General features: G+C 61.7%; 14 protein-coding genes and 1 pseudogene. 11 read left to right on the top strand and 4 right to left on the bottom strand.

Annotated elements, in window-relative coordinates; all coding sequences use genetic code 11:
- The first annotated feature begins 59 nt into the window (after positions 1-59).
- Positions 60-1,814 (top strand): OmpA family protein, encoded by a 1,755-nt coding sequence (locus N8A98_RS21870; protein WP_262168463.1) that lies wholly within the window; start codon positions 60-62, stop codon positions 1,812-1,814.
- Between the two features lie 170 nt (positions 1,815-1,984).
- On the opposite strand, the gene N8A98_RS21865 is transcribed toward N8A98_RS21870, so the two are convergent.
- Both N8A98_RS21865 and N8A98_RS21860 read right to left on the bottom strand, forming a co-directional pair.
- Positions 1,985-2,926, bottom strand: a complete 942-nt coding sequence (locus N8A98_RS21865; protein WP_262168461.1) for an alpha/beta fold hydrolase — start codon at positions 2,924-2,926, stop codon at positions 1,985-1,987.
- 53 nt (positions 2,927-2,979) lie between these two features.
- Complete coding sequence (locus N8A98_RS21860) at positions 2,980-5,007, bottom strand: lytic transglycosylase domain-containing protein (protein ID WP_262168460.1); 2,028 nt, start codon at positions 5,005-5,007, stop codon at positions 2,980-2,982.
- A 248-nt stretch (positions 5,008-5,255) separates the two neighbouring features.
- Between N8A98_RS21860 and dapA the strand changes: the two genes are divergently transcribed.
- Both dapA and smpB read left to right on the top strand, forming a co-directional pair.
- Positions 5,256-6,131, top strand: coding sequence for a 4-hydroxy-tetrahydrodipicolinate synthase (gene dapA / locus N8A98_RS21855; protein ID WP_262168458.1), 876 nt, complete (start codon positions 5,256-5,258; stop codon positions 6,129-6,131).
- A 5-nt stretch (positions 6,132-6,136) separates the two neighbouring features.
- Positions 6,137-6,634: an SsrA-binding protein SmpB gene (gene smpB / locus N8A98_RS21850; RefSeq protein ID WP_052153155.1), complete on the top strand. Its 498-nt coding sequence runs from the start codon at positions 6,137-6,139 to the stop codon at positions 6,632-6,634.
- Between the two features lie 6 nt (positions 6,635-6,640).
- Here smpB and N8A98_RS21845 read toward each other — a convergent pair whose 3' ends face one another.
- Positions 6,641-7,237: a hypothetical protein gene (locus N8A98_RS21845; protein ID WP_262168455.1), complete on the bottom strand. Its 597-nt coding sequence runs from the start codon at positions 7,235-7,237 to the stop codon at positions 6,641-6,643.
- A 164-nt stretch (positions 7,238-7,401) separates the two neighbouring features.
- Here N8A98_RS21845 and N8A98_RS21840 point away from each other — a divergent pair, with 164 nt between their 5' ends.
- A complete protein-coding gene (locus N8A98_RS21840) occupies positions 7,402-8,163 on the top strand; it encodes a DUF1007 family protein (RefSeq protein ID WP_262168453.1) in 762 nt (253 codons plus the stop codon).
- 26 nt (positions 8,164-8,189) lie between these two features.
- Here N8A98_RS21840 and N8A98_RS21835 read toward each other — a convergent pair whose 3' ends face one another.
- Complete coding sequence (locus N8A98_RS21835) at positions 8,190-8,783, bottom strand: LabA-like NYN domain-containing protein (protein WP_262168452.1); 594 nt, start codon at positions 8,781-8,783, stop codon at positions 8,190-8,192.
- A gap of 259 nt (positions 8,784-9,042) precedes the next feature.
- Between N8A98_RS21835 and rpoZ the strand changes: the two genes are divergently transcribed.
- The 7 genes and pseudogenes from rpoZ (at position 9,043) to era (ending at position 15,274) form a co-directional block, all read left to right on the top strand.
- Complete coding sequence (gene rpoZ, locus N8A98_RS21830; RefSeq protein WP_035097740.1) at positions 9,043-9,411, top strand: DNA-directed RNA polymerase subunit omega; 369 nt, start codon at positions 9,043-9,045, stop codon at positions 9,409-9,411.
- 106 nt (positions 9,412-9,517) lie between these two features.
- Positions 9,518-11,794 carry a RelA/SpoT family protein gene (locus N8A98_RS21825; protein WP_262168450.1) on the top strand — a complete coding sequence of 759 codons (2,277 nt, stop codon included), beginning with the start codon at positions 9,518-9,520 and terminating at the stop codon, positions 11,792-11,794.
- Positions 11,787-12,379 (top strand): annotated as a pseudogene (pyrE, locus tag N8A98_RS21820) (orotate phosphoribosyltransferase). The gene N8A98_RS21825 and the pseudogene pyrE overlap by 8 nt, the downstream one beginning before the upstream one ends.
- A complete protein-coding gene (gene acpS, locus N8A98_RS21815) occupies positions 12,376-12,795 on the top strand; it encodes a holo-ACP synthase (protein ID WP_113121632.1) in 420 nt (139 codons plus the stop codon). The pseudogene pyrE and the gene acpS overlap by 4 nt, the downstream one beginning before the upstream one ends.
- Positions 12,796-12,825: 30 nt before the next feature.
- Positions 12,826-13,650, top strand: coding sequence for a signal peptidase I (gene lepB, locus N8A98_RS21810; protein ID WP_262168448.1), 825 nt, complete (start codon positions 12,826-12,828; stop codon positions 13,648-13,650).
- Positions 13,647-14,354: a ribonuclease III gene (rnc, locus tag N8A98_RS21805; protein ID WP_262168447.1), complete on the top strand. Its 708-nt coding sequence runs from the start codon at positions 13,647-13,649 to the stop codon at positions 14,352-14,354. The genes lepB and rnc overlap by 4 nt, the downstream gene beginning before the upstream one ends.
- Entirely contained in the window at positions 14,351-15,274 is a 924-nt protein-coding gene (era, locus tag N8A98_RS21800) for a GTPase Era (protein ID WP_262168445.1), read from the top strand. The genes rnc and era overlap by 4 nt, the downstream gene beginning before the upstream one ends.
- The last annotated feature ends 53 nt before the right edge of the window (positions 15,275-15,327 follow it).

The following is a 15,327-nucleotide window of genomic DNA, read 5'->3' as shown; positions in this document are numbered from 1 at the left end:
AGCCAGACGAAATGCTCTAGGTTTGCCGCCAATTGCGGAACTCTCTTTTTGGAACGGGCATGATCAAGGACCTCATCAAATGGGTCGCGCCGGGGCTAGCCATGGCTCTGGCGACAACAGCCATTTGTCTCACGAGCGCAGCCGCCAATGATGGTGCCCAGCGCCTTGATCCTGCCCCGCTCATCCTGGCACAGCTCCAATCCGGTGGCAGTATCGTCACCCTCGATGCGCCGCGCGTTGCCGATTATTGGGTGAGCGCTACGCTGCAGCCCGGTGGGACCATCGTCTTCGACGGCTACGCGCCTGACGACGCTACCCGGCAAGCCCTGCGCCAGTTCCAGGGCGCTGATATTTCGTGGCTCAAACTGGGAAGCGGGGCGCCCGGCAATTATCGACCAGCTGTCGACTTTGGCCTTTCGGTGCTGGCCCGCATGAGCGCGGGCCGCTTCGCCTTGCGCCAGAACGTCATTACGATCAGTGGCATAGCCCGCTCCAGTGCCGATTATCAGGCCCTCCGCAACACCGTCTCCGCCGGTGCGCCGCAGGGCCTCGTTCTTGCCCAAGCCGAGATCACTGCGCCCGTCGCCACCAACTTCGCCTGGACGGCCGTAAAATCTGCCGATGGTGCCGTCATGCTGTCCGGGTCCGTGCCCACCCCGGACGATGAAGCGGCGTTGTTGGCCAGAGCCGGTGCCAATGCGCGAACCGGCATGACCTACGCCTCTGGAGCACCCAACGGCTTCAGCGGATCGGCGCAGACCGGCTTGGCTTTGCTGCAGCGTCTGTCCGAGGGCAAGATTGAGCTGCAAGGCTCCGCCTGGACATTGACCGGCACAGCGAGATCGCCGGAGGACAAGGGCGCGATCGAAGCCGAGTTCACCAACAAGCAGCTTGCCGCCGCCGGCTGGTCCATGGCCATAGCTGCACCCGCGGCCACCGTTGCAACCGCTGCGCCGGTCGTTACGCCAACTGCGCCCGAGACTCCCCCCGAGCCTGCGGCTGAAACTCCGGCACCAGATCCGGAGCAGAATCCGGTAACTACCGACCCGGCCTATACCTTCTCGGCAACGCGCACTGAAGGACAGACTGTCCTGAGCGGCCAGGTTCCCTCCGATGCCGATCTGCAGGCGCTTGCCACCCAGACTGGCGGTTCCATCGACGCTCTCTCCGTCGCGCCCGGCGCCCCGGACGATTTTGTCGCCAATGCCCAACTCGGCCTGCAGCAACTCACCCGACTGACCGATGGACGGTTGAACTACAGCGCCGATGCCTGGGCCTTGTCCGGCACTGCGCCCGATAGCGTCACAGCCGAGGCCATCAAGGCGGCTATTGCCGCTGCGGCGAACCCCGCCGAATGGACGGCCACTATCGCCATTCCCGAACCAGTCGCCGTTCCCGCGGTCGCCGCTCCCGTAACACCGTCGACCGGTACCGCCGACGTCGCCGCCTGTGTAGCGCCGCTCGCCGATTTCTCTGCCCGCAACGCGATCCTCTACCAATCCGGCGCCGCCATTATCACTGCGGAGTCCGAACCCGCACTTGATGAATTGGCCGCCGACCTCTCTGCTTGCCCCGATGCCGTCGTGCACATCGAAGGCCATACCGATGCGGATGGCGATGAAGCGTCCAACCTGGCCCTCTCGGTGGCCCGTGCCGAGGCCGTTATTGCCGCCCTGATCACCCGCGGTGTCAATCCAGACCGCCTCTATGCGGTCGGCTATGGCGAAGCCAGCCCGATCGCCGACAACGAAACGCCTGCGGGCAAACGCCTGAACCGGCGCATCGTCGTCACTGTGCTGCCGGAACACTATTAGGAGCGCTAGGACCAATCGACATTCACTCAGGCTGAGCCGAACCGAAGGTCCGCGCCAGCGAATATGGTGGTTTTCGAGAACCGGCGCGCAGCGTACTTTTGGGTACGTGAGCACCGGAAACGCAGAAAACCTCCATTTGCAGGCCAGCATCAGTTGAATGTCGATTGGTCCTAAGCCGCGCGGCCCAACGCCGCTCGGCTGGTGCGAATGACGAAGTCGGCAACAGCCTCGATCTCATCGCGCTGATCGAATAGGGCAGGCGAGCCTTGCCCGGCAATGGTCAGCGCGAGGGCGTCAGGCCGCCGTCGTTGCATCTCGTCAAAGGTCTCGCGGCGCAATTGATCGGTCAATTGCGTGCGCAGCAACATCAGTGGCGCGCAGCGTAGCGCGTCGAACAGCGGCCATTGCGCCACCAGAACATCGTCGAAATTGATGCTGCCCAGCGCCTCGATCAGCCGCGCATCGTAAAGCGGTCGTGCCCGCCCACGACGATCGATCACATGGCTGCGCCCCATCAGCCCATCCAGCCGCGCTTCCGGCAGGCCCGGATAATCCCCGCTCAGCATGCGGCGGAAGCCCGCAGTCACGAACTTGCTGCCGCGCAGACTTTCGACATGCTTGAGATTACTGCGCAGCCGCACAATGCCGCGTGAATCCGTCACCGGCCCCGCGTCCAGCAGCACCGTTCCGGCGACGAGCAGCGGATGGTCCTTGGCCAGCGCCATGGCCACCTGTCCGCCATGCCCCTGGCCTAAAATCACCGCCCGCTCGATCCCCAATGCCGGCAATATGCTGGCAACGTCCCGCGCATCGGCCAGTGAGTTATAATCCTGCGGTCGTGCCCGATCATCGGCGCGCCCGCGGCCCGGCAAATCCAGCAACACTACCGGCCAATTGCCGCCGCCCATGCGCTGGAAATAGGCCGTAAACTCGGTAAAATCGCTCATATTGCGCTGATAACCGGGGATGCACACCACCGGCAGCCGCTGGCTGGAAAGCCGCCCCGAAATATGGACCGCCGCCCGCAAATGCCCGGCCGACACGCTCACCCGGGTCACCGGCAGGGCTGCGAAAGCTGGATGATCGTCGGGAATTGTGCGTTTGCGGGCCATGGCCATCATTTAGGGAAGGGGCCGCATTGGCCTCAAGCGAAATCCGGCATTCATCACCGGATTGTCCGCAACGCTTCTTGCAGCGTCAGCCCGCCATCGCCCAGCCGTTCGCGATAGACCAGGTAATTGCCCAGCACGCGCTGCACATATTTCCGTGTCTCCTGGAAGGGGATCAGTTCCACCCAGATCACCGGATCGACATTCTCGGCGCGTGGATCACCATAAGCGGCAATCCATTTATTCGCATTGCCCGGCCCCGCATTATAGGCCGCCGCCGCGAGCACCAGCGAGCCGTCATAACGCTCCAACTGCGTCCCCAGATACGTGGAGCCCAACAGCGCATTATAAGCCCCGTCGCTTATCAACCGGCTCGCCGAATAATCGACTCCTACCTTGCCTGCTACCTCCTTGGCGGTGCCGGGCATCAACTGCATCAGCCCGCGCGCTCCCGAGGTGGAGATCGCGTCGAGCTGGAACATCGATTCCTGCCGCGCAATGGCATAGACCGCCGCCCGGTCGGCCGCCAATTGGGCGTCGGCCGGCAAACCATCCTTAGGAAAACTGAACAGATCCAGCGGTACGCCCAGCTTGTCGGCCGCATCGGCAATCAGAATCGCGACATTATGCGCGCCGATCTCCTGCGCCAGCCGCGCCGCCAGCAACAACTCGCCACCGGTCTTGAGCCCTTCGCCATAATAGCGCAGCAGCGGTAGGGCCATGCTCTGCCGCCCATTGGCCGCCAAGAGGCGAACTGCGCGCACGATTGGATTGGCATTGAACAGGCTCTCGCTATCCTGCCAATGGGGCAGGGGGCGGATTTCCACGCCCTTGTGCCCCAGCTCCGCCCGCGCCAATTGCCCATAATAGACATTGCCATAGCGCGCCGCAGCCTCATAAGCCGCCTTGGCTCCGACCGCGTCACCCAGCTTGGTGTCGGCCCGCGCCAGCCAGTAATTGGCCTGGCTGACTGTGTCCGGCAGGGTGGACAGGGCCTTTTGCGCGGTAAAATGCTGCTTGGCCGCCGCCGCATCATCAAGGAATGACAGGGCAATCCAGCCCGCATGGAATTGCGCTTCCACCACGCGACCATCCGGCCCCTTGGTATAGCCCGAAGCCGTCTGATAGGCGAGTTTGGGCTGCCCTGCATTGAGCAATTGGCGGATCAGCGCGCGCCGCTCATACCACCACTCAGCCGCATCCGGCAGCTCGTCCGGCGCCTTGTTGAGCCAATCGACAGCGCTCTGCCATAGCTCGAATTGCCGCGCCCGCTGCGCTCGCGAAAAGATAAAGACCGGGTTGGACTGCATCGAGGGATCAACGCTATCGAGTTGCCTCTTGGCGTCGGCATCATTGCGCGACACGGCCGCCCGCGCCGCCACCAGCGATCTCTGCGCCGGGCTCAAAAACTCCAGCAGTCGCTCGCTGGCCTGCGCCCGATCATGCATCATCAAATGCATCGCCCGCGCCCAATGCGTGTCGCGGTCGAGCAGGGCGCCGAGCTTGTCCAGCACGGTCTTTTCCTGCTCCGGGGTCAAAAAATTGTCGATCCAGATACTGTGCGCCAGCCGCGTTGCCCGCTCCTTCTGCCCCTCGGCCAGATAGGCCGAAGCCAGCATTACCTGGGCCTCGATCGTATTGGGCACCGCCCCGCCCAGCGCCGCGATGACATCGGCATCAGTAGGCTCGGCCTTGAGCAACGCCTGCTCAATCCGCGTCCGATAAACACTGCTGGCCGCAAAATCAGGCGCGTCCGCAGCAAAACGCTGCACCGAATGATAATCGACTTTGCCGGGATTGAAGTAGATCGCCGCCCACTGCACCGTGCGTCGCTCAAGCGCATCGGGCAGGGCGCGGGCTGCCTGATAGGCGCCAGCCGCATCGTCGCTGCCCAGCAGGTCCAGCGCTGCGCGGAATGCCGCAGAGCCCTTATTGTCCGGGGCAGGCGTCGCCGCTCCGTTCCCAATCGAGCCGGTAACCACATTATCAATGGTGTCATTGGCCACGATCACATCGGCCACTGGGGTTATGCTTAAAACGCCCAGCGCCGCTGCAATGAGGCCCGCTCGAAAGCCGTGTCCCATCTGCCGTCCTGCTGCTCACATTCAACCAGCCGGCAAGAACCCCCATCCTTGCGGTTAACTCAAAGTTACCCCATCTGGGTAAACATCAGGTTGCCGCCGCCCGTCAGATGCCGGTCATGTCGCTGCCGCCTTGTGATGGCATGCAATAAAAACTATGGTGCGCCACTCAAATCAGCCGCTATCAAACGGCTATGACACTCCGCCACGGCTGAACTGTGGCATTCATCAAACCGAGGAATACCAGGCAAATGCTCAGAGGATCGATTACGGCACTCATCACTCCCTTCGTTAATGGGGCAGTGGACGAGAAAGCCTTCTCGAGCTTTGTCGATTGGCAGATCGCCGAGGGCACACACGGCCTGGTTCCGGTTGGCACCACGGGCGAAAGCCCCACGGTCAGCCACGAGGAACATCGCCGCGTCGTCGAAATCTGCGTCGAAGTCGCCAATAAGCGCGTTCCTGTGGTCGCCGGCGCGGGCTCCAACTCGACTGCTGAAGCCGTTTCGCTGGCCCGCTTCGCCGAAGAAACCGGCGCCGATGCCGTGCTCTCTGTTGTGCCGTATTATAACAAGCCCAACCAGGAAGGGCTGTTCCAGCACTTCTCGGCCGTGGCCAGTGCCGTGGGCATTCCGGTCATTCTCTACAGCGTCCCCGGCCGCACCACCGTCGACCTCACCGTCGACACCATCGCGCGCCTGGCAGAGGCGCATTCCAATATCATTGGCGTCAAGGACGCGACGGCCAATATGGAGCGCGCCAGCCTGCAGCGCGCCAAGCTCGGCAAGGATTTTATCCTGCTCTCCGGCGACGACAGCTCGGCATTGGGTTTCAACGCCCATGGCGGCCATGGCTGTATTTCGGTCACCGCCAATATTGCGCCGCGCCTCTGCTCGCAGCTGCAGGAACTCTCGCTCGCCGGCGATTTCAAGGGCGCCCTGGCCATTCAGGACAAGCTGTCTTACCTGCACAAGGACTTGTTCATGGAGCCCAATCCCGCGCCGGCAAAATATGCCGCCAACCGGCTCAACCTCTGTGCCAACGAGCTGCGCCTGCCGCTTTTGCCGATCAGCAAGCCAACGCAAGAAGCGATGGACTTTGCATTGAGCCATGCAGGTCTTATCTAACCTTTATGGCCAGCAAGAACGACAAATCCAAGAACGGCGTAATCAGCCACGGCCTCGTGGCTGAAAACCGCCGCGCGCGCTATGATTACGAGATCATCGACACTCTCGAGGCCGGCCTTGTGCTGACCGGCACCGAGGTTAAATCGCTGCGTCTGGGCAAAGCTCAGATCACTGAATCCTACGCCTCGCCCGAAAAGGGCGAACTGTGGCTGATCAACGCCCATATCCCCGAATATCTGCAGGCCAACCGCTTCAACCACGAAGAAAAGCGCCCGCGTAAACTTCTGGTGTCGCGCAAGCAACTGGCCCATCTCGGCCAGGAAGTCTCCCGCGCCGGCAATTCCATCGTGCCGCTCAAGCTGTTCTTCAACGATCAGGGCCGCGCCAAAGTGCTGATCGGCCTGGGCAAGGGCAAGAAGAACTACGACAAGCGCGAAACCGAGCGCAACCGCGACTGGAACCGCGACAAATCCCGCATCATGAAAGAGGGCGGGCGCGGCTAGCGCCTGCTATTGCGAAGTAAGAGACTGCGCGGCGGCATGACTCGCCCGCAGGATTTCACTCGCCTCGGCTGCGGCCTTCCCCTTCATCAGGAAGTCGATCTGGTAGAAAATGCCATTGGCCAGTGACGCACTGTGTCGGCAAGTCAGGCCCCAGCCGGCCTCTTTGGCCGGCGCGCAGCTTGCGGCGAGGCGGTTGCCGTCCACCAGCGTTTCCATATAGCTCCAGCCCGGCTGGTCATATGTCACGACCTCGCCTTCCACGTCGGCGGGTGATAGCTCGGCCGGGCGCAGCATTTGCGTACCCACGCCGGGAACGCTGCCCGAACGAAGCACCAGCTGCACAATCTGCGCAGTGCCGGTGCCGTCGCGGCTCTCGCAGGCCGACAGCAAAAATCCTTCGCCGCTACAGGCCGCCCTTGCCAGATAAAACAGGTAGCGCAACTGCACCGCCGGCAATGTGCCGGGGTTGGCTGCAAAGAAGCTCGCGCGGCGCTTGCTGATCTCAGGGTCGTCGCTGAAGCCCATGGGCACGATCTGCCCGTCGAGATCAAAATCCACCACCAGATATTCAGCGATGGGGATCGTCATGGCCGTCTGGTTCATCGTCACCACCAGCTCGGCGGCGATGGCGCATGCGCCCCAAGCCGGCGCTATGGCACAGGCCGTCAGCAGAGCGACCACAGGGCGGCGATATTGGCGCAGTCTTTTCAATGCTTGCAGCTCTGCTAAAGTCGGATGACCCGGCAAATCTATCTAGGGCAGAAGTGTTGCGTTTTCATGCCCTTTCATCGGGCCTCGCCCTGGCGGCGTTGCTGCTCACTCCTGGATGGGCTTTTGCACATCCCCATGTCTTCGTGGATGCGGAGACGACGATTGCCTTCGACAATACCGGCAATGTCATCGCCATCGAGCATCGCTGGAGCTTCGATCGGGCAATCTCCGCCTGGCAGATTCAGGGCCTGGACACCAACGGCGACGGCAATATCAGCGGCGACGAGCTCTCGGAGCTGACGCGCGACAGCATGGCGGACCTGGCCCGGCGCGAATTCTACACCTATGCCGGGGAGGGGGCGACCGATCTGCATTTCGAGGTCGGCCCCGATAGCCGCATGTCCTATGTCGGCGGCCGGACCGTCCTCGAGTTCTCGCTCGTGCCGATCCAGGCCTATCGCATCGGCAAAGAGCTGGAGATAGCGGTCTACGATCCGGAATATTATGTCGCGCTCGGCCTGGACGACATTGCCGCGGTGACCTTGCGCAATGCCCCAGCCGGTTGCAGTGCGAGCCTGCGGCCCGCCAGGCAATTGCCTCCAGAGCTCGCCGATCAACTGAACGCTCTGCCCGCCGAAGTGACCGAACTGCCGCCCGAACTCGGCGCAGTACTGCGCGGCATGCAGGGCGCCATCCTCATTCGTTGCGAGGAGGGCGAAGCACTGCCCCCTGGTGGTCGATCCACCGACTTTGACAATGCACCGCCGGGCCTGCCGTTCGGCCGCCCGGCGCATCAGCCGGTGCATCCAACACCCTGAACCGGGGTTAGCTCACCAAACGCCCGTTAATCCGGGTCTGTTTCGTCATCCACCACCGGCACGGCCGCTGGCGCAACCACCGGCCGCGTGCTTGGCGGGCGTCCCACGCTTTTGGCCAAATCTGCCACATCGATGAAAAAGTCCGCTTGCCGGCGCAAATCATCGGCAATCATCGGTGTCGAGGTGGTCAGCGTCGACACCACCGTCACTCGCTTGCCCTTGCGCTGCAGGGACGCCACCAGCGCGGTGAAGTCGCCATCACCCGAAAACAGCACCATGTGGTCATAATAGGGAGCCAGCTCCAGCGCATCGACGCAGAGCTCGATATCCATATTGCCCTTGATCTTGCGGCGGCCTGCTGCGTCGGTGAATTCCTTGGCGGGCTTCGTCACCACGGTGAAGCCATTATAGTCCAGCCAGTCGATCAGCGGCCGGATCGAGGAATATTCCTGATCCTCCACCAGCGCGGTGTAATAATTGGCGCGCAGTAAATAGGCCTTGCCGCTGAACTCGGTCAGCAATCGCCGATAGTCGATATCCACGCCGATGGCCTTGGACGTCGCGTAGAGATTAGCGCCATCGATGAATAGTACAATTTTTTCGCGCGGATCAATGGGCATGACGAACTCCTGTACCCAGCAGCGAGGCTGCAAAATTACTTGCGCCCGATAGCGGGCAAAAAGCAGCTAAATTAAGTTCCGCGGCTCAATTTATCCGTTAAACTCGGTATTCGCACATTTGCTCTAGGCCCCGCAAGCGTTCTGCGCTCACCTTTTCGCCACTGAAATCAGCCAATCCTGCACAAGTGCGTGCAAACCTTGTATCCTGATAACCTCTCGTGTATGGGAAGCGTTCATTCCATAAGTTTTGGAGACGTTCGTGGCCCGCGTCACCGTTGAAGACTGCATTGAAAAGATCGAGAACCGCTTCGATCTCGTCCTCATGGCTGCGCATCGTGCGCGCATGATTTCCTCCGGCGCTCAGATCACCGTATCCCGTGATAACGACAAAAATCCGGTCGTTGCCCTGCGTGAAATCGGTGACGGCGCCATTTCGCCGGAAGACCTGCGCGAAGACCTGATCCATTCGCTGCAGAAATATGTCGAAGTCGACGAGCCCGAGCAGCATGCTGCTCCGCTGATCGAAAGCGCCAATGGCGACGACTCGATCAATTTCGACACCATCAGCGAAGAAGAATTGCTGCGCGGTATCGAAAGCCTCGCGCCGCCGGAACGCCGCGACGATTGATCTGGCTTCAAGCTATCGTATAGGAGAGGGCGTTCGGATCACCGGACGCCCTTTTCATTTCTATCCCAACCGCTAAGCTCCCCAGGCGGGTGAGGCCCCTACAGTCATGATGCGTCAGTACGAGCTTGTCGAACGCGTTCAGGCCTATAACCCGAACGCCGACGAGAATTTGTTGAACAAGGCCTATGTGTACGCCATGCAGAAGCATGGCTCGCAAAAGCGCGCGTCCGGCGACCCCTATTTCAATCATCCCCTCGAAGTCGCCGCCATCCTGACCGAGCTCAAGCTCGATGATGCCTCCATCGCCGTGGGCCTTCTGCACGACACGATCGAGGATACCGACGCCACCCGCGCCGAGATCGATCAGCTGTTCGGCTCGGAAATCGGCGCCATTGTCGATGGCCTGACCAAGATTGACCGCCTCAATCTGGTCTCGCGCGAGGAAGCTCAGGCCGAAAATCTGCGCAAGCTGCTGCTCGCCATCAGCCAGGACGTGCGCGTCCTGCTCGTCAAGCTGGCCGATCGCCTGCACAATATGCGCACCCTGCAATACATGCCGCCCGAAAAGCGCACCCGTATTGCCCAGGAAACCATGGATATCTATGCCCCGCTCGCCGGCCGCATGGGTATGCAGGACATGCGCAACGAGCTGGAAGATATCTCCTTCAAGATTCTCCAGCCCGACCACTACACCGCCATTACCGAGCGTCTCAACGAGATGCAGGCCGAATATCGCGAGACGATTTCGACCATTTCAACCGAGCTGAGTGAGCGCCTAGCCGCCGAGGGCATCACTGCCCGCGTCAAGGCGCGCGTCAAATCGCCTTACTCGATCTTCTCCAAGATCGAACGCAAGTCGATTGCGCTGGAACAGCTCTCCGACATGATCGGTTTCCGCGTCATCGTGAACTCGATCGAGGAGTGCTACCACACGGTGGGCGTGGTCCACACCAAGTGGAAAGTCGTGCCCGGACGCTTCAAGGACTATATCTCGGTCCCCAAGCACAACGATTACCAATCCATCCACACCACCATTGTCGGCCCCGGTCGCCAGCGTGCGGAGCTGCAGATCCGCACCGAGGAAATGGACCGCATCGCCGAATTCGGCATCGCGGCCCACGCCCTCTATAAGGATGGCGCTTCGGCCGATATGGGCCGCATCGAGATCGAGTCGCAGGCCTATGGCTCGCTCCGCCAGACCATCGGCCACCTGACTCAGGGCCTCTCGACCGAAGATTTCGTCGAATATACCAAGCTCGAACTGTTCCAGGACCAGGTGTTCTGCTTCACCCCGCGCGGGCGTCTCATTGCCCTGCCGCGTGGCGCAACGCCGATCGACTTCGCCTATGCGCTGCATACCGACATTGGCGATACCTGTGTCGGCGCCAAGATCAACGGCGCCATCCTGCCGCTGGTCACCCAGCTGCGCAGCGGCGACGAAGTCGAGATCATCCGCGACCAGAACCACATGCCGCCATCCAACTGGATCGGCATCGCCGCAACCGGCAAGGCTCGTGCCGCCATTCGCCGCGCCGTGCGGCACGCCGCCGCCCAGCGCGCCTTTGCCCTGGGCGAGCACGTCCTCAAGATGATGCTCGAGCGCGAAGGCGTCATGCTCGACGACAGCGAAGCCAAGGCGCTGGCCGAGGCCTTGGGTTCCCCGTCCAAGCGCGATCTGCTGATCGCCGTCGGCGAAGGCAAGGTCGGCTCCGAACCGCTGGCGGCCGAACTTGCCCGCATCAAGGGCCTGCGCAAACGCCGCCGCAAGCTCGATCTGCCCGTAGCCGACACCGCCGACGGCTGGTTCGCCCTGCGCGCCACCGATCTGTTTCGCTTCCGCGTGCCGGGCGGTCAGCGCTCCGGCACCCGCGCCAAGGCGGCGCTCGCCCAGCTCGACTTCCACATGCCCGTCACCATTTCGGGGGAGGGGGTCGTACCCGGCGATCGCCTTGTGGGCATTCTGCAGCCCGACGCGCCCATGCTGGTCTATCCCATCCATTCCGATGCGCTGATCGATCTGCATGACAGCGACGTCGCCTGGGTCGATGTGCGCTGGAATCTATCTGGCAAGGAAGATCTCTATCCCACCGTGATTTCGATGGAATCGGTCAATCGTCCGGGCTCACTCGCGCAGATTTCTTCGGCTATCGCCGCTTGCGACGCCAATATCAACAATCTGGTGATGCGGATGATTTCGCCTGATTTTCACCAGATGATCTTCGAAATCGAAGTCCGCGACCTTGCGCAACTGACCGATGTTCTGGCAACGCTCAAGCGCAGTCCGGGCCTTTCCTCCGTCCAGCGCGCGGGCATGCGGGAAGCGTCAATGATTTCGACGCTGGAATGGGACGGCAATATCGACCGGAGAAATGACGATGACTAAGGATGAAGTGCTGGCGATCTTCCGCGAATGTGGCGCCATGCTCGAAGGCCATTTCATCCTGTCTTCGGGGCTCCGCTCTCCCGTCTTCCTGCAAAAGGCGCGGGTCTTCCAATATCCGCACCAGACCGAAAAGCTCTGCAAGGCGCTGGCCGCCAAGATTCACGCTGAAGGCTTCGGGAATGCGACGAAGATCGTCTCGCCCGCTATCGGCGGCATCATCCCCGGCTACGAAACCGCCCGCCACATGAACCTGCCCGCGCTCTATACCGAACGCGTCGAAGGCAAGTTCGAGCTGCGCCGCGGCTTTGAAATCTCCGCCGACGACAAGGTGATCGTGGTCGAAGACATTGTCTCCACCGGCCTCTCCATCCGCGAATGCGTCGAGGCGCTGCGCGGCATTGGCGCCAATGTCATCGCCGCCGCCTGCCTCATCGACCGCTCCGGCGGCGAGGCCGATGTCGGCGTGCCACTGGTCAAGCTCATCGATTTCAAAGTCCCCGCTTACCCCGCCGACCAACTCCCCCCGAACTCGCCGCGCTCCCCGCCGTAAAACCCGGCAGCCGCGGCATTCAGGGGGTGAAATGATCATCGGGCTGGGCTCCGACCTCTGCCAGATCGGCCGCGTCGAACACACGCTCGAGCGGTTCGGCGAGCGCTTCACTCATCGCTGCTTCACCGAGATCGAGCGCCGCAAATCGGACCGCCGCGCCATGCGCGCTGCCTCATACGCTAAGCGTTTCGCTGCCAAGGAAGCCTGCTCCAAGGCGCTCGGCACCGGCCTCAATTTCGGCGTTTATTGGCGCGACATGGGCGTGGTGAACCTGCCATCGGGCAAACCGACCATGCATCTGACCAATGGGGCCGCCAAGGCACTGGCCCGGCTTGTCCCGCCCGGTCACGTTCCCCACATTCACCTGACCATCACCGATGACGCCGGGCTTGCTCAAGCCTTCGTCATCATCGAGGCGCTGCCAATTGACCACGCGGTCACAAACGCCTAACGCTTCGGCATCACTCCCCCGGGGATATTCATGAGCCAGCCCGCCGACAAAACCGCCAAGAAGTCCGCCGCCAGCGAGTGGTGGGAAACCATCGTGGTCGTCGTCGAGGCGCTGCTGATCGCCATCGTGCTGCGCTCCTTCCTCTATCAGCCGTTCTCCATCCCCACCGCGTCCATGCAGCAGACGCTGATGATTGGCGACTACTTCGTCGCCAACAAATTCGTCTGGGGCTATGGCAAGCATTCCTTCTCGCTCGGCCGCTATGGCGATTTCAGCCTGCTCGATTTCGAGCTGCCCATCTCCAACCGCATTTTCGGCCGCGAGCCCAACCGTGGCGATGTCGCCGTGTTCCGCCCGGTGCCGCAGAATATCGAATATATCAAGCGCGTTGTCGGCCTGCCGGGCGATCGCATCCAGATGCGCGAAGGCCGCCTCTACATCAACGGCACCATGATCGAGCGCGAAGAGCTCGGTAAGGCGCAGGACACCGATAGCGAAGGCGATACCCGCGAAGTCACCGTCTATCGCGAGACTTTCCCTGAGGGCACGACCCACATCATCCAGGAAATCTCCGACAACGCTTCGCTCGACAATACCCAGGAATATGTCGTTCCCGCCGGGCATTACTTCATGATGGGCGACAATCGCGACCGCTCCGCCGATAGCCGTGTGCTCAGCCAGGTCGGCTATGTCCCCGCCGTCAATCTGATCGCCAAGGCCGAAGCCCGCTTCTTCTCCATCAAGGACAATCTGCCGCCCTGGCAGATCTGGCAATGGCCGGCCAATGTGCGTTGGGACCGGATGTTCCAGTCCGTCTCCAGCGACCAGCCCTACGACACCACGGCCACCCCGTGAGTCGAGCTGCGCGTAATCACGACAAGCTCCAGTTCCGGCTAGGCTACCGCTTTGCCGATCCGGACTTGCTCAATCGCGCACTCACCCATTCCAGCGCCGTCTCGCCCGCCAAACGTATCGAGCGCTCCTATCAGCGCCTCGAATTCTTAGGAGACCGCGTCCTCGGCCTTGTCGTGGCCGATATGCTCTATCGCCGCTATCCCAAGGCCAATGAGGGCGAGCTGAGCCGCACGCTCAACACCCTGGTGCGCAAGGAAACCTGCGCCATCATCGCCCGCCAGCTTGATCTGGGCAGTGAAATGAACCTGGGCGATAGCGAAGCGCGTACCGGCGGCGCCGAAAAGGACGCCATCCTGGGCGACGTCACCGAAGCCGTCATCGGCGCCATCTATTGCGATGGCGGGCTGGACAAGGCCTATGAATTTGTCGAGCGCATGTTCGAGGAATTCCTGGCCGATGGCTCCGCCAACAAGGCCGATGCCAAGACCACGCTACAGGAATGGGCCCAGGCCCGTGGCCTCGAGCCCCCCACCTATACTCAGACCGAACGCACCGGTCCCGACCACGCCCCCCAATTCACCATCTCCGTCTCTCTGGGTGATTTCGAAACGCTGAGCGCCACCGGCCCTTCCAAGAAGATCGCCGAACACAAGGCCGCCGAGCTGTTCCTTATCCACCAGAAAGTCTGGAAGGAGCCCGTATGACCACACTCCCCGAACTCACCGACACGTCCTGCGGCTTCATCGCCCTGGTCGGCGCCCCCAATGCCGGCAAGTCGACGCTACTCAATGCTCTTGTCGGCACCAAGGTTTCCATCGTCACCCACAAGGCCCAGACCACCCGGTCCCAGGTCCGTGGCGTCGTCACGCTCGACAAGGCCCAGCTCGTCTTCATCGACACGCCCGGCATTTTCGCGCCCAAGCGTCGGCTCGATCGCGCCATGGTCGATAGCGCCTGGGGTGGGGCAGGGGATGCCGATCTGGTCGCCTTTTTGATTGATGCCGAAAGGGGGATAACCCCCGATCTTGAATCACTGCTGGAGGGGCTGGCCAATATCAACCACCCCAAAATCCTGATCCTGAACAAGATCGACACCATCAAGAACGAGGCCCTGCTGGCCCTGTCGCAGACCCTCAACGAGAAGCTGCATTTCGAGGCCACCTTCATGATCTCGGCCCTCAAGGGCTATGGCGTGCAGGACTTCATGGATTGGTGCATCAAGCACATCCCGCCCGGGCCCTGGCACTTCCCCGAGGATCACCTGACCGATCTCACCATGGCCATTACCGCCGCCGAGATCACGCGCGAAAAGCTGTTTCTGCGCGTCCATGACGAGATCCCCTATAACTGCACGGTCGAAACCGAGAGCTTCAAGATCCAGAAGGACGGCTCCTACAAGATCGATCAGGTCGTCTACGTCACCCGCGACAGCCACAAAAAGATCGTGCTCGGCGCTGGCGGTCAGACCATCAAAACCATCGGCCAGGAAGCCCGCAAGGAACTGATGGAAATGTACGAGGTGCCAATCCACCTCTTTCTATTCGTCAAAGTCCGTGAGAAATGGGGCGACGACCCCGAACGCTACCGCGAAATGGGCCTGGAATACCCCCACGGCAAGGGCTAGCCGCCCTTCTATCCCTCTCCCCTTGAGGGAGAGGGATAGAAAATGCCCGTTCA

Origin of the sequence: Devosia neptuniae, assembly GCF_025452235.1 — a bacterium.
In the GTDB taxonomy this organism is placed as follows: domain Bacteria; phylum Pseudomonadota; class Alphaproteobacteria; order Rhizobiales; family Devosiaceae; genus Devosia.
This window is presented reverse-complemented; position numbering and strand designations above follow the sequence as displayed.